Annotated in this window: 22 protein-coding genes and 3 pseudogenes; 12 read left to right on the forward strand and 13 right to left on the reverse strand. The window is 33.1% G+C overall.

The window, feature by feature from the left end; all coding sequences use genetic code 11:
- Positions 1 to 323 precede the first annotated feature (323 nt).
- Positions 324 to 755, forward strand: coding sequence for a peptidoglycan-binding domain-containing protein (locus tag CWS01_RS14200; protein ID WP_157827660.1), 432 nt, complete (start codon positions 324 to 326; stop codon positions 753 to 755).
- Between the two features lie 200 nt (positions 756 to 955).
- Here CWS01_RS14200 and CWS01_RS14205 read toward each other — a convergent pair whose 3' ends face one another.
- Entirely contained in the window at positions 956 to 1,348 is a 393-nt protein-coding gene (locus CWS01_RS14205; protein ID WP_101177857.1) for a hypothetical protein, read from the reverse strand.
- Positions 1,349 to 2,237: 889 nt separating this feature from the next.
- Positions 2,238 to 3,140: a DMT family transporter gene (locus tag CWS01_RS14215; protein WP_101177859.1), complete on the reverse strand. Its 903-nt coding sequence runs from the start codon at positions 3,138 to 3,140 to the stop codon at positions 2,238 to 2,240.
- Between the two features lie 161 nt (positions 3,141 to 3,301).
- On the opposite strand from CWS01_RS14215, the gene CWS01_RS14220 reads away from it, so the two are divergent.
- The 6 genes and pseudogenes from CWS01_RS14220 to CWS01_RS14245 all read left to right on the forward strand — a co-directional run bounded on the left by CWS01_RS14220 (position 3,302) and on the right by CWS01_RS14245 (position 8,974).
- Complete coding sequence (locus tag CWS01_RS14220) at positions 3,302 to 4,678, forward strand: aminotransferase-like domain-containing protein (RefSeq protein WP_101177860.1); 1,377 nt, start codon at positions 3,302 to 3,304, stop codon at positions 4,676 to 4,678.
- 200 nt (positions 4,679 to 4,878) lie between these two features.
- Positions 4,879 to 4,986 (forward strand): annotated as a pseudogene (locus tag CWS01_RS23495) (DUF1541 domain-containing protein); the annotation flags it as partial.
- A 379-nt stretch (positions 4,987 to 5,365) separates the two neighbouring features.
- Positions 5,366 to 5,752 carry a transposase gene (locus CWS01_RS22995; RefSeq protein ID WP_101177862.1) on the forward strand — a complete coding sequence of 129 codons (387 nt, stop codon included), beginning with the start codon at positions 5,366 to 5,368 and terminating at the stop codon, positions 5,750 to 5,752.
- 15 nt (positions 5,753 to 5,767) lie between these two features.
- Positions 5,768 to 7,126 (forward strand): annotated as a pseudogene (locus tag CWS01_RS14235) (IS1182 family transposase); the annotation flags it as partial.
- A 106-nt stretch (positions 7,127 to 7,232) separates the two neighbouring features.
- Positions 7,233 to 7,523 (forward strand): hypothetical protein, encoded by a 291-nt coding sequence (locus tag CWS01_RS14240; RefSeq protein ID WP_101177864.1) that lies wholly within the window; start codon positions 7,233 to 7,235, stop codon positions 7,521 to 7,523.
- A gap of 470 nt (positions 7,524 to 7,993) precedes the next feature.
- Complete coding sequence (locus CWS01_RS14245) at positions 7,994 to 8,974, forward strand: N-acetylmuramoyl-L-alanine amidase (RefSeq protein ID WP_101177865.1); 981 nt, start codon at positions 7,994 to 7,996, stop codon at positions 8,972 to 8,974.
- A gap of 512 nt (positions 8,975 to 9,486) precedes the next feature.
- On the opposite strand, the gene CWS01_RS23000 is transcribed toward CWS01_RS14245, so the two are convergent.
- Both CWS01_RS23000 and CWS01_RS23005 read right to left on the reverse strand, forming a co-directional pair.
- On the reverse strand, positions 9,487 to 9,834 hold the full coding sequence (locus tag CWS01_RS23000; protein WP_407938569.1) for an EamA family transporter: 348 nt from the start codon (positions 9,832 to 9,834) through the stop codon (positions 9,487 to 9,489).
- Positions 9,835 to 10,051: 217 nt separating this feature from the next.
- Positions 10,052 to 10,339 carry an EamA family transporter gene (locus CWS01_RS23005; RefSeq protein ID WP_235852070.1) on the reverse strand — a complete coding sequence of 96 codons (288 nt, stop codon included), beginning with the start codon at positions 10,337 to 10,339 and terminating at the stop codon, positions 10,052 to 10,054.
- 129 nt (positions 10,340 to 10,468) lie between these two features.
- Here CWS01_RS23005 and CWS01_RS23010 point away from each other — a divergent pair, with 129 nt between their 5' ends.
- The 5 genes from CWS01_RS23010 to CWS01_RS14270 all read left to right on the forward strand — a co-directional run bounded on the left by CWS01_RS23010 (position 10,469) and on the right by CWS01_RS14270 (position 14,482).
- On the forward strand, positions 10,469 to 10,564 hold the full coding sequence (locus CWS01_RS23010; protein WP_235852071.1) for a helix-turn-helix domain-containing protein: 96 nt from the start codon (positions 10,469 to 10,471) through the stop codon (positions 10,562 to 10,564).
- Between the two features lie 90 nt (positions 10,565 to 10,654).
- Positions 10,655 to 11,188, forward strand: a complete 534-nt coding sequence (locus CWS01_RS23015) for a LysR family transcriptional regulator substrate-binding protein (protein WP_235852072.1) — start codon at positions 10,655 to 10,657, stop codon at positions 11,186 to 11,188.
- A gap of 532 nt (positions 11,189 to 11,720) precedes the next feature.
- On the forward strand, positions 11,721 to 12,491 hold the full coding sequence (locus CWS01_RS14260; RefSeq protein WP_157827661.1) for an SGNH/GDSL hydrolase family protein: 771 nt from the start codon (positions 11,721 to 11,723) through the stop codon (positions 12,489 to 12,491).
- 613 nt (positions 12,492 to 13,104) lie between these two features.
- Positions 13,105 to 13,680 (forward strand): LysE family translocator, encoded by a 576-nt coding sequence (locus tag CWS01_RS14265; RefSeq protein ID WP_101177867.1) that lies wholly within the window; start codon positions 13,105 to 13,107, stop codon positions 13,678 to 13,680.
- Positions 13,681 to 13,705: 25 nt separating this feature from the next.
- Entirely contained in the window at positions 13,706 to 14,482 is a 777-nt protein-coding gene (locus CWS01_RS14270; RefSeq protein WP_101177868.1) for an AraC family transcriptional regulator, read from the forward strand.
- A gap of 462 nt (positions 14,483 to 14,944) precedes the next feature.
- Here CWS01_RS14270 and CWS01_RS14275 read toward each other — a convergent pair whose 3' ends face one another.
- The 9 genes and pseudogenes from CWS01_RS14275 to CWS01_RS23345 form a co-directional block, all read right to left on the reverse strand.
- Positions 14,945 to 15,193 (reverse strand): YueH family protein, encoded by a 249-nt coding sequence (locus tag CWS01_RS14275; protein ID WP_101177869.1) that lies wholly within the window; start codon positions 15,191 to 15,193, stop codon positions 14,945 to 14,947.
- Between the two features lie 337 nt (positions 15,194 to 15,530).
- Positions 15,531 to 15,782, reverse strand: coding sequence for a hypothetical protein (locus tag CWS01_RS14280; protein WP_101177870.1), 252 nt, complete (start codon positions 15,780 to 15,782; stop codon positions 15,531 to 15,533).
- Positions 15,783 to 16,078: 296 nt separating this feature from the next.
- The gene (locus CWS01_RS14285; protein WP_101177871.1) at positions 16,079 to 16,954 is read right to left on the reverse strand and encodes an alpha/beta hydrolase; all 876 of its coding nucleotides are present in this window, start codon (positions 16,952 to 16,954) and stop codon (positions 16,079 to 16,081) included.
- Positions 16,955 to 17,667: 713 nt separating this feature from the next.
- Positions 17,668 to 17,799, reverse strand: coding sequence for a YuzL family protein (locus CWS01_RS14290; protein WP_101177872.1), 132 nt, complete (start codon positions 17,797 to 17,799; stop codon positions 17,668 to 17,670).
- A 243-nt stretch (positions 17,800 to 18,042) separates the two neighbouring features.
- Positions 18,043 to 18,924 (reverse strand): aldose 1-epimerase family protein, encoded by an 882-nt coding sequence (locus CWS01_RS14295; protein WP_235852073.1) that lies wholly within the window; start codon positions 18,922 to 18,924, stop codon positions 18,043 to 18,045.
- 305 nt (positions 18,925 to 19,229) lie between these two features.
- A complete protein-coding gene (locus CWS01_RS14300; RefSeq protein ID WP_101177873.1) occupies positions 19,230 to 19,823 on the reverse strand; it encodes a dienelactone hydrolase family protein in 594 nt (197 codons plus the stop codon).
- A gap of 894 nt (positions 19,824 to 20,717) precedes the next feature.
- Positions 20,718 to 21,005: a hypothetical protein gene (locus CWS01_RS14305; RefSeq protein ID WP_101177874.1), complete on the reverse strand. Its 288-nt coding sequence runs from the start codon at positions 21,003 to 21,005 to the stop codon at positions 20,718 to 20,720.
- A 642-nt stretch (positions 21,006 to 21,647) separates the two neighbouring features.
- Complete coding sequence (locus CWS01_RS23340; RefSeq protein WP_328588921.1) at positions 21,648 to 21,995, reverse strand: DUF6434 domain-containing protein; 348 nt, start codon at positions 21,993 to 21,995, stop codon at positions 21,648 to 21,650.
- 93 nt (positions 21,996 to 22,088) lie between these two features.
- Positions 22,089 to 22,280: pseudogene (locus tag CWS01_RS23345) on the reverse strand (SAP domain-containing protein); the annotation flags it as partial.
- Between the last annotated feature and the right edge of the window lie 94 nt (positions 22,281 to 22,374).

A 22,374-nucleotide genomic window follows, 5' to 3' on the forward strand; every position in this document is an offset into this window, starting at 1 on the left:
GATTGGAGCAAAAATGTTTGAAGTTTTCTTTTCTAAAATGATGAAAGATAAAAAGAAAGAGTTAGAACTGCTTTTGGAGAATAAATTTCTTGAGTGGATATACTGTGCGTTAGTATGTATAAATGTGTAGAATGAATTTGCAAAGTATGCTGGTAAGAACGGCATTAAAATCTTAATGTGGATCAACATCAAAATGAAGGAATTCATGGAAGAAGAAAAAATGATTGAAGAGTATCGTAATAAGAAGCGCTATAAATAGGGTGATTCTTTTGTGCACTAAAAAAGGAAGAATCAAATTCCTTCCTTTCTAAAAGGGAAGCTCTTTGGAATGGTTACGGTTCAGCAGATCAAAGAAAATGATTGCAAAAGCAAAAGTCCTTGGATTTATATGGGGAGGCGATTGGGATAATGATGGGCAAACAAGCGATGAATCTTTGGTTGGTAGCCCGCATTTACAATATGCGTACAAAGGATATGGAACAGATACCTTTAAAACACAAGGTAATGCTATCTCTTTAACAGTAAAAACAACAACGACAAAAACATCTAGTTCAGACAATGCTGCTATCGTACCTTATCCAGCTAAACTAATTAAAAAGGGTTCAACAGGTAAAAATGTTGAGAGAATCCAAAGGATAGTCGGTGTAAGAAGCGCTGGTGATTTTGGGCCAGTAGCAGTAAAAGCATATCAAAAACGTAAAGGCCTTGATGTGGATGGACTAGTTGGAAAAAACACGTGGGATATGATGTTTTAATTAAGAAAATAAGGGAATACTGGTTGTACAGACCAGTTCCCCCTGGGCTTATAACATTCCTACTCTTCGGAGTGGGAGCTTTTTATTTTTTTTGCATTTTTTGTACAAAAGAGTTCTTCTTAAAATTAGAAAGACTCACAATCCAGGTTATTAATAATTATAGGTTATTCTTCACAGCCTTAACCTATTAATCTAATCTATTAATTATTTGAGTTAACTTTAAACTTCATTTCTCCATTTTCATTAATAGACTTTATAGTAACAGATACTCTTCCTATATATCCTTTTTCAAAATAGCCTACTAATGTTATTTGATGTTTTTTTCCATTATTATCAAAATAGTAAAGTCTCATTTCACCTTCATCGACACTTTTATCAGGAATAATATTAATAGAATATTTTGCATTACTGTCTATTTTTAAAATTTTCTTATCTTGTGGGGCTTGAGTATATGTAATATATAAATTGGAAATGGTTGTGTCTGAGTTATTTTTAATTTTAATTATAAATCCTTCACGTCCGGCATAATAACCAATTAATATACCTAATAGTAATACACCTACTAATCCGCTTATTAACAACTTTTTTTTCATTATAGCTCCTCCTATTAAATGCTACCAGTTAAATTACAGGAAATACTTCATTATTATAATGGACTAATATGTTGCCCGGGTTGCCGCGAGTAGTTTCTTCTCTATAATAATATGAAATTGGACCTATTAAATACGTTGACTCATCTTTATTGCGATTTACCACTTCAAATTAAAGACTTAGAGAAATTCTAGAAAGATACCTAGAATGTTTTTCGCCAAAAGAAGATATCTCAAAATCTAAAGTTATTTGTTGTTTTTAACAAGTAAAAAACCCTATTCTTTATTGGAGTAGGGCCGTTTTTTCTCTTTCAAAGATATACAGAAGAATACTTCCAAAAAAGATTGCTTCAATTAAATGAGTAATTCTGCTTATAAATGGAGTTTCATCAAAACCAAATAGAATATGTCCAAAATTATAAAATCCTGACAAAACAATGATCCATCGAATTACTATCTTTTTTATTAATTTGTCACTTCCTTGTTAAAACAATTATAATACTGCAAGAAAAATTGGACAAATCATTTATGCTTTTTTATGTCCAAGAATGTTGATAAATCAACATTCTTGATTTTGAATTTTAATAGATTTTCCCTTTTGAGACAAATCCTTTTGCGTTTCCTTTTAAATGAAGGCTTAGTTATATTTTTTAAACAAACTTTATTAAGAGCTATACTTCAGAAGATATCTTTAAAATAACCTCCAACAAGTTAAAAAATTTAGTCAAGAAGATAATACAGTATGTTTTATCTAACTGACCGAATCACTGACCGTTTAAAAAATATTAAGGATATAATTTTAAAATAAAGTTTCATCATTCTACTAATCCTTGCTTAACTAATACATCCTTTTATTTTAAGTGTATTTATTCACAATGTTTTAAACCTGCAGTTAGTTTTTCTCTGATACGGATATTTTTTTTGATATGGGAGCATTTTTTCCTAATATAACAGAGAAGACAACAATTAATGCTATCATAACAGTAAAAACTGTGATGGATTCATCTAGAAATACTGTTGCAAATAGAATCATTAAAAATGGTTGTAAATATTGAATCTGACTAACTCTTGCTATTCCGCCCATAGCCATTCCGCTATACCAAGCAACATATGCCAGAAATTGACTGACCACTGCGAGGTAAATAAAACTAACCCAAGCATGTATTGGGGCATGGAGCATCTCAGTTGTAAGGTTTAGTCCAACTGGAATAATGAAAAATGGAGCACCGATCATAATTGCCCAAGCAATCACTTGCCAGCTACCTAATTCTTTTGCGAGTCTTCCACCTTCTGCGTAACTAAGTCCAAGTATAAGAACTGCTGCTAGTAAAGTTAAATCGGCAAATTGTAATTGACCGAATCCAAGATGAAGTGCATACATAATAACAGCTAACGAACCAATTACACTTGAAATCCAGAATTTGCGAGAAGGGATTTCACCTGCTCTAAACGTAGCAAATCCGGCTGTTGCTAATGGTAACAGGGCTAATTCCACAGCACCATGAGAAACAGGCAAGGATTCCATTGCCAAAGAAGTAAGGAGAGGAAATCCTAAAACTGCACCAAAAGCAACAATAAGTAGACTTTTGAATTGGCGAGGAGAAGGTAGTTTTTCTTTTCGAACAATCAATACCACAGCTACTAAAATAGCGGCAACAACTGTTCTTCCTAAACCGACGACTGTGGTCCCAAAATACTCTACTGCAATACTTGTAGAAGGGAGCGTTAAGCTAAAACAAATAACACCTACTAATCCCAGTAATAACCCAAATTTCTCTCTGGTTTCTTTCTGCATCTTATCCTACCCCTAACCTTTTATTTTTGTCATATCTGTACCATTTTCTGCACTTCTAAAAAAACAGTTCTGATATAATTAAAATGATAAGGGGACATATGATAAAAATACATCATCTTTTTGTTTATCTGTACTGGTACAGTTGGAGGAGGGATTAATATATGAACTCAAAATATATCAAAATAATGGAAGAAATTAAGCTTCGGCTAGCAGATCGATCGCTTATTGCAGGTAGTAAACTTCCTTCTGTTCGTCAGTTATCTGAGTATTTTTCATGTAGCAAAAATACAGTCATTAAAGCATACGCCGAACTAGAAAAAGAGCATTTAATTTATTCTGTTCCTAAAAGCGGTTATTATGTTGTGAATGAATTTCAAAATGCGACGAATGAAAATGAGGTGATTGATTTCTTATCTGCTGGTCCAGATAAAAATGTTATGCCTTATCTTGAATTTCAACATTGTATGAATCAAGCAATCGAACAATATAAAGAAGAGATTTTTACATACTCTGACCAACAAGGGTCTTACTCATTACGAGTACAGCTAGTGAAATATTTGCAGAATTTACAGGTGTTCACTCAACCTGAGAGATTAGTTGTTGTATCTGGTTCACAGCAAGCCCTTAATTTATTAGTTTCAATGCCATTTCCAAATGGAAAAAATAATATTCTAATTGAACAGCCTACTTATTTCGGATTTATCGAGTCCATCACTCTGCAAAAAGCTACTACCTTTGGAATTGAGTTATCAATGGAAGGGATTGACCTTGATCGTCTGGAATACATTTTTCGAAATAATGATATAAAGTTTTTCTATATTATCCCGAGATTTCATAATCCTCTTGGACATTGTTACACAAATAATGAAAAGAAAAAAATCGTGGAGTTAGCTGAAAAATACGATGTATATATAGTGGAAGATGATTTTTTAGGAGACCTTGACCCAAATGCAAAATCAGATCCTTTATTTTCTTTTAATCCTTCGGGGAGAGTGATTTATATTAAAAGCTTTTCGAAAATTTTTCTCCCAGGGTTAAGGATTGCTGCTGTCGTTCTTCCTGCATTCATGAATAACAATTTTTTACGATATAAATTTAGTTCCGATTTTAACAGTTCAGCACTTTCTCAAGGTGCTCTTGAAATTTATTTAAAAAGTGGAATGTTTAATAGCCATCTGAAAAAAATAAAAGAGGTATACCGTACTAAAATTCACATCCTTCTAGAAGCATGTGAATTATTGCTACCTGCTAATACTCATTTTTCTAAACCAACTTCAGGATTCTATCTATCCATCAGTTTGCCTGAGAATGTGACAGCAAAACAGGTAGTTCATATGCTAAATGAGCAGCATATATATGTGGATGATGCATCTAGATTTTTTTTGCCAGACTATAAAAAGGAAAACCTTCTTCGATTAAGCATCTCTCAAGTGGACGAGAGTAAAATTAAATTAGGAGTAGAACGATTGGCTGACTGTATTGCTTTAATGGAAAGTAGAAAAAATCATCTTACTCGAAAGAACTTTTTATTCTTTTAATATCGGCAAGTTTATGTAGAGGATAGAATTGGGATTATGCGGTTTTCTAATGTTAAGAAAATGGATCAAAACGGTTGTTTATGAATTTAGGCAAGCATTTGAGACATATTTACTCTCAAAATCTATAAACTTTTAAATAATATCAAACCCTTTCAAAATGATAATTTTTGAGATGGTTTTTCAATGAACCTAATTATTAAACTGACCACATAGAAGGGATGAAAGGGGCAAAAGCCGAAATTGAATCAGCAAAAAAACTATTGTTTATATGGTGGATGACACTCGGATTACAGGTGGAGAAAAATTAATAAATCATAAATAGGTAACAGAAAGTGAACTTTCAGATAAATAATTAAGAAAAAGGGGCTGTCCCAAAAGTCATTAAAAAATGACTTTTGAGTACAGCCCCTTCTTTTTAGCTCTGTTAAACTAGCCTGTTGATTTCCACTCCAGGCGTTCGCTTTCCGCGGGCGGTCCGGGAGCCTCCTCGGCGGCCCGCCTGTGGGGTCTCCCTTTGACTCGCTTTTCCCGCAGGAGTCTCATGCCTTCCGTTCCAATCAACAAAGTGCCAAAATTAATCATAAGCATTAACATAGATTTTTTTAAAATTAAATGACAAAAAACCGTCTTTTCTTGTAAAATGAAAGTTACCACACCAACACATACAAAAGAAAAGGACGGTTTTTTATGAGCAATCTTACGACTACTAACCCGAATTATAACATGGAACAAACTTCTCTTCCACTTCCAATTCAAGAGCAAATTTCTCCTCCAAAGAAAAGAAAAATAGCTCCTACTTTTCTTCCTTATAATAATCAACAAACTACCGTTATTTTTGATATCCAAGAATTCATTCCAGAAAACCACGTGGCTCGTGTCATTGATGAAATGGTTGAATTCATAAAAGAGGAGGTATTCTTCGAACACTATCAAGGTGGCGGGCGCAGTTCGTATCACCCAAAAATGATGGCGAAAGTCATCTTATATGCGTACTCACAAAAAGTGTATTCTTGTCGTGAAATTGCCAAACTAGTGACGGAAAATATTCCAACGATGTGGCTAGCTGCATTATAAAGGCCTGATCATCGAACGATCAACCGATTTCGTACGCAACAAATGGAAAAACTTCTTCCGAAACTGTTTGAAGAAATGATCCAGCAATTAATCAACCAAAAGTATATTTCCATGGAAAACTATTTTTTGGATGGAACTAAGTTAGAAGCAAACGCAAACAAGTATACATTTGTTTGGAAAAAAGCGACAACAAAGTTTGAGAAAAAATTAAAAGAGAAAATAGAGGAAACGTATCAACAGATTCAAGCAATCGCCGAGCAGGAAGGACAGGAGATGCCTGCCGCCGATGAGAGCAGTTCTCTTTCGACAGAAGAAAAACTGGCGAAAATGGAAGAAGTACTCGAGAAGAAAGTAACAAAAGAAACGACTGATATCCAGCAGGAAAAAGATGTTCAGATACGAAAAGAAAAGCGACGCACTCTCAGCCGGTTTAAGAAACTATTAAAGGTAGTTCGTGAAGATTTTGGTCCAAGACTAGTAAAATATAAGGAGCAAACTGCCTTATTTACTGATCGAAACAGCTACTCGAAAACGGATCCGGATGCCACGTTTATGCGAATGAAAGAAGACTACATGAAAAATGGGCAATTAAAACCTGGATATAATGTGCAAATGGCAACGGAAAATCAATTTGTTCTTTTTTATACGATCCATCAACGTCCAACAGATACCCGGTGTTTCAAACCGCATTTAGAAGCATTGAGAAACACATCCCTGCCATTTCCTAAGAAGGTAATCGCAGATGCAGGATATGGGAGTGAAGAAAACTACCTTTATTCATTAGAAGAAGAGTTCGAAGCGTTGATTCCATATAATACGTTTTTAAAGGAACAAAAAAGAACATATAAAAAGGATATCCGTCATGCGAGTAATTGGGCATATGATGAACAAAAGGATGAGTATACTTGCCCAAATAACCGTAAGGTGTTATTCAAACGTTATTCGAAGCGTACCGATAAAAACGGATTTACTCGCGACATAAAAATCTATGAATGTGAAGACTGTTTTGAATGTCCACTGAAAATACAATGTACAAAGGGGACTGGAAATCGCCAAGTTCATTACAACCCGGTTTATGAAGAATTAAAAGAAAAAGCAAAAAGAAGCCTTTGGTCTGAATCAAATGCACAAATCTACGCTCATCGAAAAATGGAGGTAGAGAGTGTTTTTGGTCCTATCAAGGGCAATCGGTCGTTCCGTCGATTTTCGCTTCGAGGCCTAGCGAAAATCCAAACGGAATTCGGCATCGTGGCCATGGCTCATAATTTCCTGAAAGTAGCTGGCCTCCGCCAGCTACTTTCAGGAAAGAGGACTAGAAACCAAAAATCAGGCGACGAAAAACAATTTGTTTTTCGTCGCCTGATTTTATTTTAGGACTTATTAGACAGCCCCTTTTTCTTGTGGAATTAATGTGTAGTAGTATAGATTGTTTTTACTATTAGTGGTAATATTATCCTATGTATTATGGGAGGGGAAAAATATGCCATTTAGAAAACCTGTTTCCACTATGGGTGGTTTGAATTTTTGGAAAAATATTGAACAAGATACTTACTTTGTAATGCAGAAACATAAAACTGGAATATGGCCATATAAGTATAGAATTTTAATGAGAGAGAATTCCAAAGAGATTGCCAATGCAAATGACCGGAGTACCATTCAATATGATTGGGAATATTTACAGAATCACGCCGTACCTCGAACTAATGAACAAGGATTTTTAGATATTAATTTAATCGTTGAAAAACTAATCAATAGTAAGATAGGTATTTAACTATTGATTGTTTCAGGACTCTTTTTTATTTAGGAGTTCTTTTTTATGCCTTTTTAAGGAAGTGGACGCAATAGAAATGAAATTATCAAAGTATTTTCTTACATAGGAGCCATTTGCGATTTTATTTGTGTGCTTCTTATTTATAAGATAGAAAACAATAAGGAAAAAGAAAATAGGGTAGGGTTTAGGCGGATAAAGCAAATGTTTCACATTTTGCATTATTAATTATAGCTGTAGCTAATTCATTATTAAATACACTAGGGTATTAAACAATTTTAGATTATTGTTTTGTGAACGACATTATTGCTTTTGGCTCTGATGTTTATTTTTATATAGGATGGAAGAACAACTATCTTTTTAAACAAGGCCTAAAGCAATTAAGTAAAAAAATAAAGCAAGTAGGGCTGTCCACACGGATGGTCCTTTTTGTTCATAAGATAAATTAAAACCATTATAGGAGTGTGTTAAATATGAAAATAATTTTAGATGCTGGACATGGGTATAATACTGCTGGAAAACGTACTGTTGATGGGAAAATGAGAGAATGGGAGTTTAATAATGCTACTGCGAAATATGCGGCAGAATATCTAAATGATTATAAAGACGTGGAAATAAAATTTGTACAAGATACTACCGGTAAAACAGATGTTTCTTTAACTACTCGTACTAATATTGCAAACTCTTGGAAAGCTGATGTTTATGTATCTATTCATGCAAATGCTTCTGGTAACGGTAAATGGGATGATGCAAACGGTATTGAAACATTTACGTATACATCTAAATCAAAAGAAGCTGTTGCTTTAGCAAATAAAGTACAAGCTGCTTTAATTAAAGCTACTGGACGTAAAAATCGCGGTGTAAAAACTGCAGATTTCCATGTACTAAGAGAAACAAATATGACAGCTATCTTAATCGAGTCTGGTTTTATGTCTAATAAAGAGGAAGCTGAATTATTGCAAATAACGGAATATAGAAAAAAAGTGGCAAAAGCCATTGTAGAAGGAATTGCAGATCAATACAATTTAAAGAGAAAAGCAGTTCAAACATTTACAGAGAAAACGGCAATTCCATCAATCGTTTATGAAGCTCATATTCAAGGGACTGGATGGCAAGGCAAAAAGAAAAATGGAGAAACAGCTGGAACCACTGGAAAGTCATTAAGACTTGAAGCAGTAACCGTTAAACTAGAAAACACAGAGGCAAAACTAGAAATGCAAGGACATGTTCAAGGAATCGGATGGACAACTGTAAGAACAAATGGAGAAGTTATCGGCACCATTGGAGAGGGTCTGCGTTTAGAAGCAATTAAATTAAAAGTACCTGGATTGAACGTCCAATATAGGGTGCATGTAGAAAAAGACGGATGGACATCTTGGAAGAAAAACGGGAAAATGGCAGGTACTACTGGCCAGAAAAAACAAATTGAAGCGATTCAAATCAAGTTGTCATAAAAAATATAAATGAAGATAAAATACCTGCACAGCTATAAACTTATACAAGTTCTTTTTCGGAGTGGGGAATCTTAATAAGTTCTAAAAATAAAGACAGTTGAAGAAAAATAGTGAATTTTTTTTCAACTGTCTTTTGTTTTTATTAATTTATTTATTTGGTTAATAAATATGTTCAGTCCATTTATATGTTAATCTTTATTAGAAATATTGAGCCTTGCTGCTGCAGTTATAACAACTCGTTCAATTCCAGCACTGGTTCCTTCACGAATAGCCCTATCATGCGAAAAAATCCAAGTTTTTATAATTGCCTATGCTAAGTGGAGAGGCTATAGGAAGCACATAATCTTTTTATTATGAAAAATATTTTATGACCGGCCAAACAACGGACTATTTTAATTTTAGCTTTAGAATAAAATTCTATTATTCTAGTAAGTTTACTTAATTAAGGCACGATTAACTGACGTAATCTCTGGATGCGTGTAGATAATACATATATTCACCCTTTCATCTCCTTAAATAGAAGTTGTTTTTTTAGAAGGAGAGGTTGCTAATAATACGCCAGTCAAAATGAGAAGAGCAGAAAAATATCCTTGCCGCCCCATATTTTCATGCAGGAAGAGGAAGGCAAACATGGCTGAAAAAATTGGTTCCAGGGAAAAAAAAAAACCAGTGTTCTCAGGTGCCGTATATTTTTGAACAATTGGCTGCATAACAAAGCCGTAAGCAGAGCAAATAAGGGCTAGACCAAGTATGGCAAACCAATGGATCAGCTTTTGTGGTAAAACAGGTGTTTCAAAAATGAATATTCCAATGGCTGAAAAAAGGCAAGCAAATCCGAGTTGATAGATTCCTAGTTGCAAGACATTAACCTCCCGAGCGAAGCGGTTTGTTACGATGATATGTACTGCATAAAGAAAGGCAGCAGCCAAACAATATAAGGAACTAAGAGCAAAGGTAAAATCATCTCGAATAGTAAGCAATGCTAAGCCAATAGAAACAATCGTAACGCCTAATATGATTGAAGTTTTCGTGTAATAAATGTCTGCAAAATTGGCACTAAGATAACGGTTGTGCTAGTCAAAAAACCAGCTGAGGAAGCAGGAGTGTTTTGCATGCCATACAAAAGGGAAATAAAATACCGTATAGGAGAGCACCGACAATCGCACTGTATGTTAATGTTTTAGCATCCACTGGAATTACTTTTTTGTGGAATATCACCATCATAACCATACATGCAATTCCAAATCGTAATGCTATAATTGTTATGGGGGAGAGTGTATCCAGACAGATTTTCATAAAAATATAAGATGTACCCCAACTTATAGAGACAGTAGCTAGAAGCAAGTTAGCCTGTTTTTGTGTCATAAAAGTAATCCCTAACCTTTCGTGAATTTTTCTTAAGATTGGCTATATCGTATCATCGGATTTTGCATTAGTAAAACGAATATTTATAATAAAACTATTAGCAATTCTAATGTAAAGGGATGGGTTATTGTGAATCCATATTATGCGTTTATCAAAGCCATAGAAACAGGCAGTTTTACCAAAGCGGCCGAAGAACTAGGCTATACTCAATCTGCCATTAGCTAAATGGTGCATTCGCTGGAGGAAGAACTTTCTACTACTCTTATATTGCAATCTCGAACGGGGGTTACACTGACTTCAGACGGTGAGGAGTTTTTGCCGTATATCACAAAAATTTGTAATTCGCATAGAGAACTTCAAGAAAAAATCAAAGAGATGGAAGGGCTGTATAGCGGACTTATTCGAATTGGCACATTTACTAGTGTTTCATGTCATTGGCTGCCAGGATTGATTAGAGATTTTAAGGAACAGTACCCAACTGTTCATGTTGAATTACATCAAGGAGATTATACGGATATTGCCAATTGGATAAAAGAAGGAAGCGTAGACTTTGGTTTTGTAAATCCAAAAGCTGTTTCCAATTTAACTACCGTTCCTTTGCAAGAAGATGAAATGCTTGCGGTATTGCCCGTAAATCATACTTTATCTGCGTCTAGCAAAGTTTCATTGAAAGAACTAACCCATGGGCCTTATATACTTTTAGATGAAGGAGAAATAAGCGAACCATTAACCATTTTTAAACAAAATAATTTTGAACCGAATTACAATACCGACTACATGATGATTCCACCATTATGTCCATGGTGGAATAAGGGCTCGGCATTTCTATTTTACCAAAACTTGTCCTAAGTAGATGCCTGTATAACATTGTAACAAAATCAATCTCTCCATCTGTTATTCGCACAATTAGTCTGGCTTACAAGGACAAAAGAGTATTGCCGATCGCCAGCAGATATTTTATTGATTTTATTATAAAAGGTATAGTAACTCGTTATAAAAGATACTAAAACTAATGCATAATGAAAATGGAAATAAAAACTGCAAATGCTAAATGATGTATTCGAATTTACTTGCATAACAAAATAAACTTCGAATGCAAAATGTCTTTTCTCTAATTCATGTTGTCCAACACCATTTTTTTCTATAATAAAGGAATAGTGGACAAGGTAGAGTCTATCTAGATGTTTTACTTTCTACATGGTCTGGAGATAATTCTAAAGATCTTTTTTTGTTTTAAAAATGTTCTTTTGGAAAGTTAATCAATGGCATGGAACTAAAGATAAAAGCATTGCTTTTAACTAACATATCAGCTGTGAGGATAGTTTATGCAGTTAATGGCGACGATGCATATCCTAATATTTTCATGAAAAGGAGAAAAGTAGTGAATAGTAAATTTTTTATATTTTTTGTCTTAATCGGAGTCATTATTACTATAGTATTTTTAGTTTTTGGTCAAGAAAACAAAAAAAGTTTAGAAACGCTAAAAAAAGACAATATAATCAAAAACGCAAATGATATAGAAATACGAAATACTAAAACGGATATTTTTGATAAATTAAATCGTGGAGAAGACGTTACTATTGTATTTTTAGGAGATTCTACAACGGAACAAAACAAATATACTAACGGTAAAGCTGGGCATGTGGAACTTATAAACAAAGCTTTATCTCATGTTTACGGAGATAAAGTAACGGTCATTAATGCTGGAGTATCTGGAAATACTATCATAGACATGGCTAAGCGATTAGATAGTGATGTTTTAAGATACAAACCTGATTTAGTGATCATCAATTCAGGTATTAATGATGCTAGAAAAGGTGTTTCAATGGCAGACTTTAAAACAACATATGAGAATATAATTAAAAGGATTAAGAATGAAAGTGATGCAACTATTATCCTTCGGACGTCTAATGTAACATTAGGAGAAAAAATCAACTATATGTTAAGAGAAAAAATTAATCCTATCGTAAAATCTATTTCTAAAGAATACGATATAGGTTTTATAGACTTATATAGTTATTATGCCAAAGTGATCAGGAACGACCCCGCTGGAATTGATAAGTATAACTATAATCGTTTGCATCCAAATGAAATTGGACAAAAAGTCATAAGCGATTTAATCCTATATTCTTTATTAAATCCTAAGCAATAGATAGTAGTGTTCATTAGTTTATCTCAATGCTGATAGGTGAATATTAGGTAATCGTACTATCTCATTAGCTGCAAAGAGGAAGAATCTTTCTGAAAAAGGCATCAAAATCTTTATGTAGATCAATATAAATGATGAAAAAATTTATCGAAGAAGAAAATTGGAAACAGAAGCGCTCTGAACAGGGTGCTTTTTATTTGGAATAAAATATCAATAATTATTAATAGTACTCTTAAGAAGAAGCGAAAATATTTATGTTTTCAAATGCTGATAAAACTAGCTTTTTATACGGTCCTATTTAGAGCAAAAAATAAATAAATGATTATGATAAATGAAAATACTCCAAAATTGATTGAGTTTCTTCTTATGTGGCAATGTGTTTATTAATCTTCTTGAATCATTACTCAAAGAGAAAATTTATATAGACTAATATTTATACATATTTGCGAAGCTGTGTTTAGCAGGCCAATTCAATAAGAAAAGGAGTATTAATTTAAGGCTGAATTTGTAGAATTAAGTTTACAGAAGCTTTATATAGTTGTGCAATAATATACTATATGCTATTTAATTTTAAGATGTATATTTATAGGATAATAACTTAAAAGGAGTTTTCCTCATGAATATGACATCTTTACTAATATACTGTTTTATTGTTACTTTTACACCAGGTCCTACTAATATCGTCATATTATCCACAGTACATAATGCTGGGGCAAAAAAGGCAATGGAATATACGTATGGAGCAACTATTGCCTTTGGTTTATTACTTGTTATTTCTGCTATGCTGAATACGATGCTTATAACAGTAATACCTAAAATTTTAATTGTGATGCAGATAATTGGAAGTTTTTATATGTTCTATCTCGCTTATCAAATTTATAAAGCAGACACATCAAAATCAACTGTAAACCAAACTGCTAGCTTTTTATCTGGATTCCTTATGCAGTTTTTAAATCCAAAGGTGGTATTATTTACACTGACTGTAATTCCAAGCTTTGTTATGCCTCACTATATCTCGACTTCTATGGTAACAATAAGTGTTATTACTATAACTCTTATCGGGTTTTTAGCATTTATTACATGGGTCCTTTTTGGTAAAATCTTTAAGGATTCTTTACAGAAGCATAATAAGATTGTTAATGTATTAATGGCATTGTTTTTAGCTTATTCTGGAATAATGATATGGTTGTAAGAAAGCAAAATAAGAGGTGAATTTAATGGATAAATTTATCTATAAAAAATCGGCAGGCATTACTGCGTTATCAGCAAGTATGACTGATTTTACGTACAAAAAGCATTCTCACAAGGAGTATGCAATAGGGGTAACATTACGTGGTATTCAACAGTATAATTTAGATGGAAGTTTACAATTATCCTATGAAAACGGTGTTATGCTTTTTAATCCAGAACAGGCACATGACGGCAGAGCACATGATGAGGCAGGACTTGATTATGTTATGCTATATATTGAACCACAATTGCTTTTAGAGGTTATGGAGAAAAAGGATATCGTACGTTTTTCAACCCCTATTGTGTATGATAATAGGCTTAAACAACGTATTTTAATTCTCTCCAATGCAATATTTAGCGAAAAAGATGAGGCTTTGTGCAGTGAATTACTCTTATCCTTTACAGATAGCCTTATTCAGACTAATCCTTCTACAAATTATAAGAAAGATAACACTTTCATTAGTAAAGCAAAGGATATGCTTCATACTAACTTAGACCATGTACTTAAACTGGACGAGATATGTAAAGAGCTTCATTTGTCGAAATTTCAGTTTATCAGATTATTTAAGGCTCATACTGGAATTTCACCCTATCAATACTTTCTTAATGGCAAGATAGAACGTGCAAAGCAGTTAATAGAAAAAAATGGAGATGTTTATTCAGCAGTAGCTGAATGTGGTTTTGTAGATTTAACCCATTTAAACAAACACTTTAAAAGCGTATATGGAATAACAGCATTTGAATATATGTCACATTTAAATTGAGGAGAAGGTGTCACAGTAACCAAGTATGATTTGTTCTGCAAGTGGCAAAGAGTTGCAAGAGATGCTGAAAAGGGCTCTTATAAAAAACGTTAACATGACTATCTATACAGAAGAAATCTTCCAGACAGATTATAATAAGGAAAATCATGCGAAAATTGCGGAGTAACAAACTGACCATTTAAATCTTATCGGTATAATAGGCAAGAAAATAATAGAACAGCTATTATTTGTGTACAGAAGGGATATCTGCACAATGACAAAGATATTCCGCCCATTGAATTTTATACTAAAAAAGCTTTAAAGAGTTGGGTGTGGAGCATCCGACTCAATGGATGCTCGGTAGCCTAGAAGATGTATTTGGCTGATGAATGATAAAGTGGTTATGCATCGATTGTTTTTAATAGATTAGTAGACAACAACTGTGTAGTAAAAGAAAAAACAGCAGAAAGTCTACTGTCCAGTTTAAAAATATTTAGCTACTAAGTTAGTTATGGCTAATACTAATTCATCTGTATTTCCTTCGAACATATGAAAATTAAGAGAGGATTGAAGGTGTTTGGATTGTATGGCTAGTTCATCGATTTGATTAAATTGAGCAGACCAGTTGATGTCTGGTATAGATACTACGAATTTTTTTTCAGGAGTTACATGTATAAAAACTTCAGCTAACTTGTTACCTGAAATGGTTATTTTCTCAAGTGAAGTAATCAAGGTTATCCCTCATTTCTATTTATAATTACTTGGTATAAATTATAACAAATATCTCCGTTTTTTCATAGTTCGGTAGAGGAGAATTTAATGCGTAGTTTAGATGCTTGTTGCAGTAGCCGTCTGTTTTGGCTCGATAAGCAGGATGAAGATTTGGTGGATGTGGTGTACATGGATAATTAGCAATTGAGTAAGGCGTTATGTGATGGCCTTGCATTAGAAGTTAATCTAGATATAGTAGTAGATTTTAAAAATAGGCCTTTTAAAGCTAATGACTAATACACAGTTCGAACATATCATGCAGCAGAGAAAAGAAGATGAGAATGAAATGCGATATTATCTATATACAATCCCCTTTAGCAGCTTGATCTGGACTTGGTTTACTTAATAATCCATCTGGATAAATCACTTTAATTTTCCTGTTGAGCAACCATCCACCATCTGTTTCTAAAGAAATAATAGCCTTATCTACCAGTAAACTATAAATAAATTCACATCCGTCAATATTATTAACATGGAATAAATCATCCACTTCAAATATTAAGGGTTTAATTTGAGCTTGAATCTGTGGTGATGTTTTAAGGCTACACACCTCAGATGCTTTTGATTCTGATTCGAATGTTTGAATAATATTGTGGAGCTGAAGTTTTACCTTTCGTTCACTTATGGGGATAGCTTCTATATTTATGCAAAAAACAATCTATAAAAGGTGGTTTATAAAATTTACAGAGAAGGGGCGTTGGTTTAATTCCCTCACACATTATCACAGAAAAATAATATGAAAGTAAAAGGGCTTCTCGACATTCGAAAAGCCCTTTGATCATGATCTAAAGCCGCTCATTTTAATTGTCGCTCTAGATTAAATAAGAAAAGACTGCTGGAACTCTTCTACTTCAATAAGGCTAGAATCTGTTGTTTGGCTTTTTTTGCTTCAGGTAAAGGAAATAATGGGAAAACATGCATCATGCCGGGATACTCGTAATAGTTAAAGTGTTCTGGGGCATGGTCAATCATTTTTCGGGTATCTGGATTCGTTATATCAGCCGTTCCTGAAAATATGGTTATATTTGTGGTTTGTGCAAAATTCCCGTTAATTGGGCTAAGTAAAGCATCAGATAATGAATAATCCCCTGCAATCCATTGTCCAATGTCCTTTAGTGCTGGTGAGGCACTTATAGGGTCAAGCTTTTGGACAGTGAGGATCTCTGGATTTTTCAGCTCAAAATCAACCAGGGGGGAGATGGCAATAACTTCTTTTGGAAAGGGTAATTGCTGTTTTTTTAATAATTGAATAAATGATAAGGCAATAGTTCCACCTGCTGAGTCACCCATAATGACTAGCTCTTCCTTATTACTAATAATATTTTGATAGATTGTTAACAAATACATCATTATATCATTTATTGTATGATTTGGTGCTAATGGGTAGAGGGGAACTATGACATTCACATTTGCTTCTTTTATCATATTATCTATAAAAGACCAATGTAAGGGAGAAATCGGTAAGACAAAACCCCCTCCTGGCAAGTACAAGACTGTTTTCTTTGCTGGATTCACCTGGGAATGTAGTAGGTATATTGGATGTTCATACTGTACATTGATTTGAATATTGTAGTTCTTAAACATTTTCTTTGTAGGAAGACCAATATCTTCCTGCTTTTTGTGGAGTGAGTTTTTTAATTCTTGCCCTTGTTTCATCCATATATTATTTATTTTAAAGAGTTTTGCAAGTGTTTTGATTGCTTTACTCTGCATACTTTCCATCGAGAATCTCCATTTCTATTTTGTAATCTCAATTATTCTTTTTGCAGTGGAGCTATTTGTAAATCAATAGATGAGCTTAAATAATCGAAAGAAAATTCATTTGTCTCATTTTGAAATCTGTTTAGCCGTTTACTCCAATACTGCTGCTGATTTTGACAATAACTAATAAAATTATGTATTAAGTATATACAATTGCTGAAATATAACAAGACGAAATGATTGGCTTTAAATTTAAGGGGGATATAAGTTCCTGCATTTATATATTTTTTTATCATTAAAGGAATGAACTTAGTTCTTTTTCTTATTGGAAGCAAATATATCCGATGCAATAAGTCCAGAAAAAATGGCAATCCCAATAGAAAAGTTCCTAATGATGTCCCCCTTAGTGTTTAATGTAACGTACGAATGAAAAGGGGAGGCGTTTCATTTATGCATACAGAAGGATTATGGTATTTATGAAAAAACATACAGTGCATTCTTATTGCTGGTAAATGAAGAAAAGCTAACCACTAAGATTAACAGGAGGGAACTGATGCCAATATCCTAGTGAAAAACTGGCAATACAACTGATTAAAGATGTTTCTCTTAATAGTTGGTTCCAATTCAAATGAAACTTAGTTATTCTCTTTTCTGTATTAGATGAAATAGAAAAACAGGTGGAATATGTTTCCGCCTGGTCTTCTATTTCATCATAAATAATTACGTCATGCATATTAAGAACGCTTTTGTTTTTTTCTGGAGGAATCAGCCTTTTTAACTCCAGTTTCCTTTGTTGTTGTTCCTTGTCCTTCTATTTCTGATGAAGTCAAACCAATTGTTGATGGATCAGCTTTTCTTTTTGACACTCTATTCACCTCCACTTATAGTATTCCTTAAAATAATTTTAGTTATGTTATTTTATTGCTAGCTGGAATAAACCATCAATAATAGAAGTCTTTGAATAGAATCAAAAAGGGCAGCTTCAAAACAAATTCAAGGAGATAGATTTTTTATCCTATGCTTTTGATAAGTTTTATAATAATTTGTGATGATTATTCGATAAGGGTAACAGACTATTAGTGCAGTAAACAAAAAAGCTGCTAAAACGATTATTTAAATTTCATTTTATATTCGGCTTCAAATGTTTCACCTATTTTAAGCTTATTTATCCCGAATTTTTCATCCATTTTCCCAGAAGTATTATATGTATCGGCAATGCCGTACCAGGGCTCAATACAAACAAACGGCGCCATCGTACCATCTTTATCCATATATTTTGACCAAACCCCAACAAATGGAAAATTATCAAGTGTTACTTCTATACCATGACTCGATTTATTGGATACAAGTGTAATGAAATCAATATTGCTGTATACAAGAGCATCATTTATAAATAGAGAATCAGTGAGTTGGATCGTTGGAATAGCATTAGCAGTTCCTTTCTCATGAATCAGAGAATCCTTTAGCTCATATTCCATCACATTCTTATTTGCAGCAGGAGTAAAGTGCAAACTGTAGTCCTCAAATGTTTCATTTTCTAAAAGAGGAACCTTAAAGGCAGGATGCGCACCAATAGAAAAATACATCTCTTCTGTGTTTTCATTCACTATTTCCCACCGAACAATAAGTGACTCCTCTTTAAGCATATAATGAATAAATGCTTTGAATTCATAAGGATAAACATGCAGGAAGCGTCCAGCCGACTCTACTACAAAAGAAACGCTTGTTGGGGTACGTTTGTCCAAATCAAATATAACATCACGCAAAAATCCATGTTGTGACATCTCGTAAGTTTGACCATTAAGTTGATATTGATCTTTCTTTAAACGTCCAACTATGGGAAATAAGACAGGAGAGACACGTCCCCAGTAAGCGTTATCCCCTGTCCACATATAGTCTAATCCATTTTTCTTATGCTTTACTTTACGTATTTCTGCTCCATTACTTGCGATTTCTACCTTTAACCAATCATTTTCAATTACAATCAACATCTTATATTCCCCATCTCTGGTACTGATTTTTTATTCTTATTATACCGGAAATTCTCTGAACTTAGCTTAAATTCTGTTTCTCAAGGGGAGGCTAGTGCAGACCTATTTTTAAGGTTATTTTCCAATGAAAAGGGGGAGCGTATCAACGACTTTAGAACGTTTTCCAAATAACCCCTTTGTTAAGCTCTATACAATTAGAGTGATTTGTTTTCTTCTAAAATTAACCTGCTCTGCTAGTTGAAAAATGACAATCAGCACATCCATTAAGAGAGCCTTTGTTTAAAAAAGGATTTTCCTTTGTTTTATTAATGCTTCATAATAAAATCAACCATTTTGCTAAATGCTTTTTGTGCGGATATTACATTATATTTTGGAGAGTAGGAGTCACTGAATCCGTGCTTTCCATTAAATTTATGTATTTCGATATTCTTTTTATCTAAAACGGAAATTAACTCGTCCACATTAAATGATTGTTCTTCTTGTGGGAAAAATAGTATGCTAGGACATTTGGGTGTTAATTCTGCATAATTCCTAATACGTGAACCATAGTATCCAACTATTCCATCGACACAGTCTTCCTCGCTACACAACCAAGCCACAGTTGCACCTACACTAAATCCAACGATAAATATTTTTTGATACTCATTTTTAACAGCTGATACTATATCTTTTATTTTATGGCAAATGTCAGCGAATCCTATGTTTTCCGTAAAATTATGATAAGCAACTTCCTCTTGAGAATAATCAAAAGATGCCCCTCTTTCTAATAAATCTGGACAAATCACATCAAAACTATATGTTGATAATAATTCACAAAAACTCTGCATATGTTGGTTAATTCCATAAATTTCGTGTATTACAATAATTATAGTGTCAGACTTTTTGTTTATTTGAATCATTTTTTACCCCTTTGACTTGATACTTCTATTATACAAAGTAATATCTTGCAATGAAAAGAAAGGTTATTTGGTGTAGGCGATTTTAAAGAATGTACGGCCAGATTAGTTTTTGTATGGAAGGAAAAGTGGAGAAATTGGAGCACTTATATTTCTAAAGTTGGTATCAATTTTAACGGTATTTACTAAGCATCTAGGCTTTGGTGAAACACTTGACTTCACATAGGAATACATGGAACAAGTTTATTATGCAAAAATGAAAATCAATGATCAAAGGCAAGCAAATGAATATTAAACAGTAGACAACAAATGTGCAATAAAAAAATGTTCAGATTATATAAAATTTATTGGGAGGGTCTGAAGAAATGATAAGATCCCTCGGTCCAGTAAGAACCGAGGACAGTAAAAGAATTTGTTCATCACCGCATTTGACTTAGAACCTTTTATTTTTTCTTGTCAAATGCCAAATTAAGAGCTAATAGACACAAGACGGTTGCCATTGATGTTTAAAAAATTACAGTTGGTCTGAGCATACAATAGGAAAAATTGAAAATAATGAATAAACTCTAGAAAATTTCTTAGAAATGTTACTGAAACAGCAGAGCATTATAATAGTTGAATTGTGATTGTATAAAGAGATAAAAACGAAATACGGTCCTATATGTTCACCATCATATTCAAAAAGCAGAGGCCAGAAATCTACCATGAATGAGTATGATTCGCCGTCACCTGGCACTGTAACATTAGAAGATATTTTTTTCAAAGGTGACCATACTAGCTAAAAACAGCAGAAAATAAAAATCGCCCTTAGTATCTTAATAGAAGAGAAGCGCCATTGACTTATAGGCACTATAAAAAACTAGAAGGGAATTAGCGGGCAACAGAATAGATGGAGATTTATTCAGGCCAAAATCGTCCTTTTAATAGATTATCGATAAATTCTTCTTCTGTAATTATAATTTTAAATTCAGGAAGTTCGATGCAAATTTTTCCGTCATCTGGCAGATAGAAAACAGGTGTAGCAGCTTTTGTTTTGTACAAAAATAAATTTGTTTTTTGTTCCTCTTTAATATTTTTTTTGAATTTGTAGAGAATAAAATAAACTTCTCCCCAAAAAGGAAGATAAGGTTTGTATTTGTATGAATGGATCATTTGTTTTAATTCATTTTGTATATCATGCTGCATTTATTTCACCACACTATAAAGTAAGAAGAATTTTTTTAATATAGTAATTTTTCGAGAGATTAATTAAGTATACACACAGAAATAAGGAATTTCAATCAAAGATTAGAGAGAAGGAAAATTTAGTGAATGCTTGAGGGAGATAGAGAGGAATTCTGGAATTGTTTAATATTATAAGTGATTATAAGAAACGGTATATTATCAATCAGATTATATAAGAAAATGCTGATAAGCCTTTTGCTGTATAGAAAGAGGCTGGCTGTCTTTCAATTAGTCTTTTTTTCTTGGCACGTGCTTTTTAACATACTATCAGGATGATCGTTTTTTTTTTTTTTGAATTTGTTGTTGTCTTGTTTTTCTTTCTATTAAAATCTGCAAAAATATGGAGAATGAATTAAAATAATGCAGTTTAAAAAATGTAATGTTCATAATCGTTATGACCGAACCTGACAGAGCAAAAGTTCTCCGGAGGGTTTATAGAGCTTTTTAATATGCTTTTTCTAGTTGTTTAAGAGCGTGGCGGAAAAGAGGATGATTGGTATAGCAAATGGAGTGTTATATTGTTTGCTTAAGCTTTTTATAAAGTAGCAAGCAATATGATGCTCCATATAAAAAGCCTTTTTCATCATAAAAAACCTTAGAAAGTTAGTTGGATAGGTATTTATTGCTGCTAGGCAGAATTTTTATTTTATTCCACGTTTTAATTGCATCCTCTCTGCTTTTTTCACAATTTTTAGGATCAGCAAAATAATCACGTATAAATTGATTATATTCAAATTGAGGAGCAATATCTTTTTTATAAGAGGGGTCTTTTTTGCGCTGTTCTTCTTTATGCCAAGCATTTGCAACATCACGGTAGGTTTTGCCAACATTATCTTTAAAATAGTTTTGAATATATGTTGAGAAATGAAAGTTTGGAATTATTAATTTTAAAAAGGCCCTGACGGTTTGGCTGCAGCGATGATGTTGGGTAATGACGGTATCAAGAGTCAAGTCAGCAGCTATTATTTTTGATTTGGAAGTTGTTGTCCTTATAGGTTTTTGGATTACTCCTGTTTCAAGGAAGATAGAAATTCTTTTGGATATTTCAATTTTAGAACCAGAAGCACTAATACCATTTGCATGGCAAAAAGTTTGCAGATCTTCTTTTAGCCAGTAATAATGTTGAAAATTCTGTAGGATAAATGTTTTGAGAGGAGAGGTCTCAAGTATATGCCTCCTTTTATAGTAGTTTAGTTTTGTTATAGAACGTATATTCGTTTTTTTGTCGAGGGGGATTTAATGGTTAGAATAAAAAAATATTGAAATAATTTGACAATTTAGTTTAAAAATATATATACTATATATGAATACATGTTCATATAAGAAAATA

It is taken from the genome of Niallia nealsonii, from assembly GCF_002835805.1.
GTDB classification, from domain to species: domain Bacteria; phylum Bacillota; class Bacilli; order Bacillales; family Cytobacillaceae; genus Niallia; species Niallia nealsonii.

Excerpts from the sequence above, each read along its gene's own strand:
- CWS01_RS14300 (WP_101177873.1), bottom strand. The coding sequence starts at position 19,823 with ATGATTCAAATAAACAAAAAGTCTGACACTATAATTATTGTAATACAC.
- CWS01_RS14265 (WP_101177867.1), top strand. The coding sequence starts at position 13,105 with ATGAATATGACATCTTTACTAATATACTGTTTTATTGTTACTTTTACA.
- CWS01_RS14270 (WP_101177868.1), top strand. The coding sequence starts at position 13,706 with ATGGATAAATTTATCTATAAAAAATCGGCAGGCATTACTGCGTTATCA.
- CWS01_RS23005 (WP_235852070.1), bottom strand. The coding sequence starts at position 10,339 with ATGACACAAAAACAGGCTAACTTGCTTCTAGCTACTGTCTCTATAAGT.
- CWS01_RS14245 (WP_101177865.1), top strand. The coding sequence starts at position 7,994 with ATGAAAATAATTTTAGATGCTGGACATGGGTATAATACTGCTGGAAAA.
- CWS01_RS14205 (WP_101177857.1), bottom strand. The coding sequence starts at position 1,348 with ATGAAAAAAAAGTTGTTAATAAGCGGATTAGTAGGTGTATTACTATTA.
- CWS01_RS14220 (WP_101177860.1), top strand. The coding sequence starts at position 3,302 with ATGAACTCAAAATATATCAAAATAATGGAAGAAATTAAGCTTCGGCTA.
- CWS01_RS22995 (WP_101177862.1), top strand. The coding sequence starts at position 5,366 with ATGAGCAATCTTACGACTACTAACCCGAATTATAACATGGAACAAACT.
- CWS01_RS14215 (WP_101177859.1), bottom strand. The coding sequence starts at position 3,140 with ATGCAGAAAGAAACCAGAGAGAAATTTGGGTTATTACTGGGATTAGTA.
- CWS01_RS14295 (WP_235852073.1), bottom strand. The coding sequence starts at position 18,924 with ATGTTGATTGTAATTGAAAATGATTGGTTAAAGGTAGAAATCGCAAGT.
- CWS01_RS14305 (WP_101177874.1), bottom strand. The coding sequence starts at position 21,005 with ATGCAGCATGATATACAAAATGAATTAAAACAAATGATCCATTCATAC.
- CWS01_RS14285 (WP_101177871.1), bottom strand. The coding sequence starts at position 16,954 with ATGGAAAGTATGCAGAGTAAAGCAATCAAAACACTTGCAAAACTCTTT.
- CWS01_RS14240 (WP_101177864.1), top strand. The coding sequence starts at position 7,233 with ATGCCATTTAGAAAACCTGTTTCCACTATGGGTGGTTTGAATTTTTGG.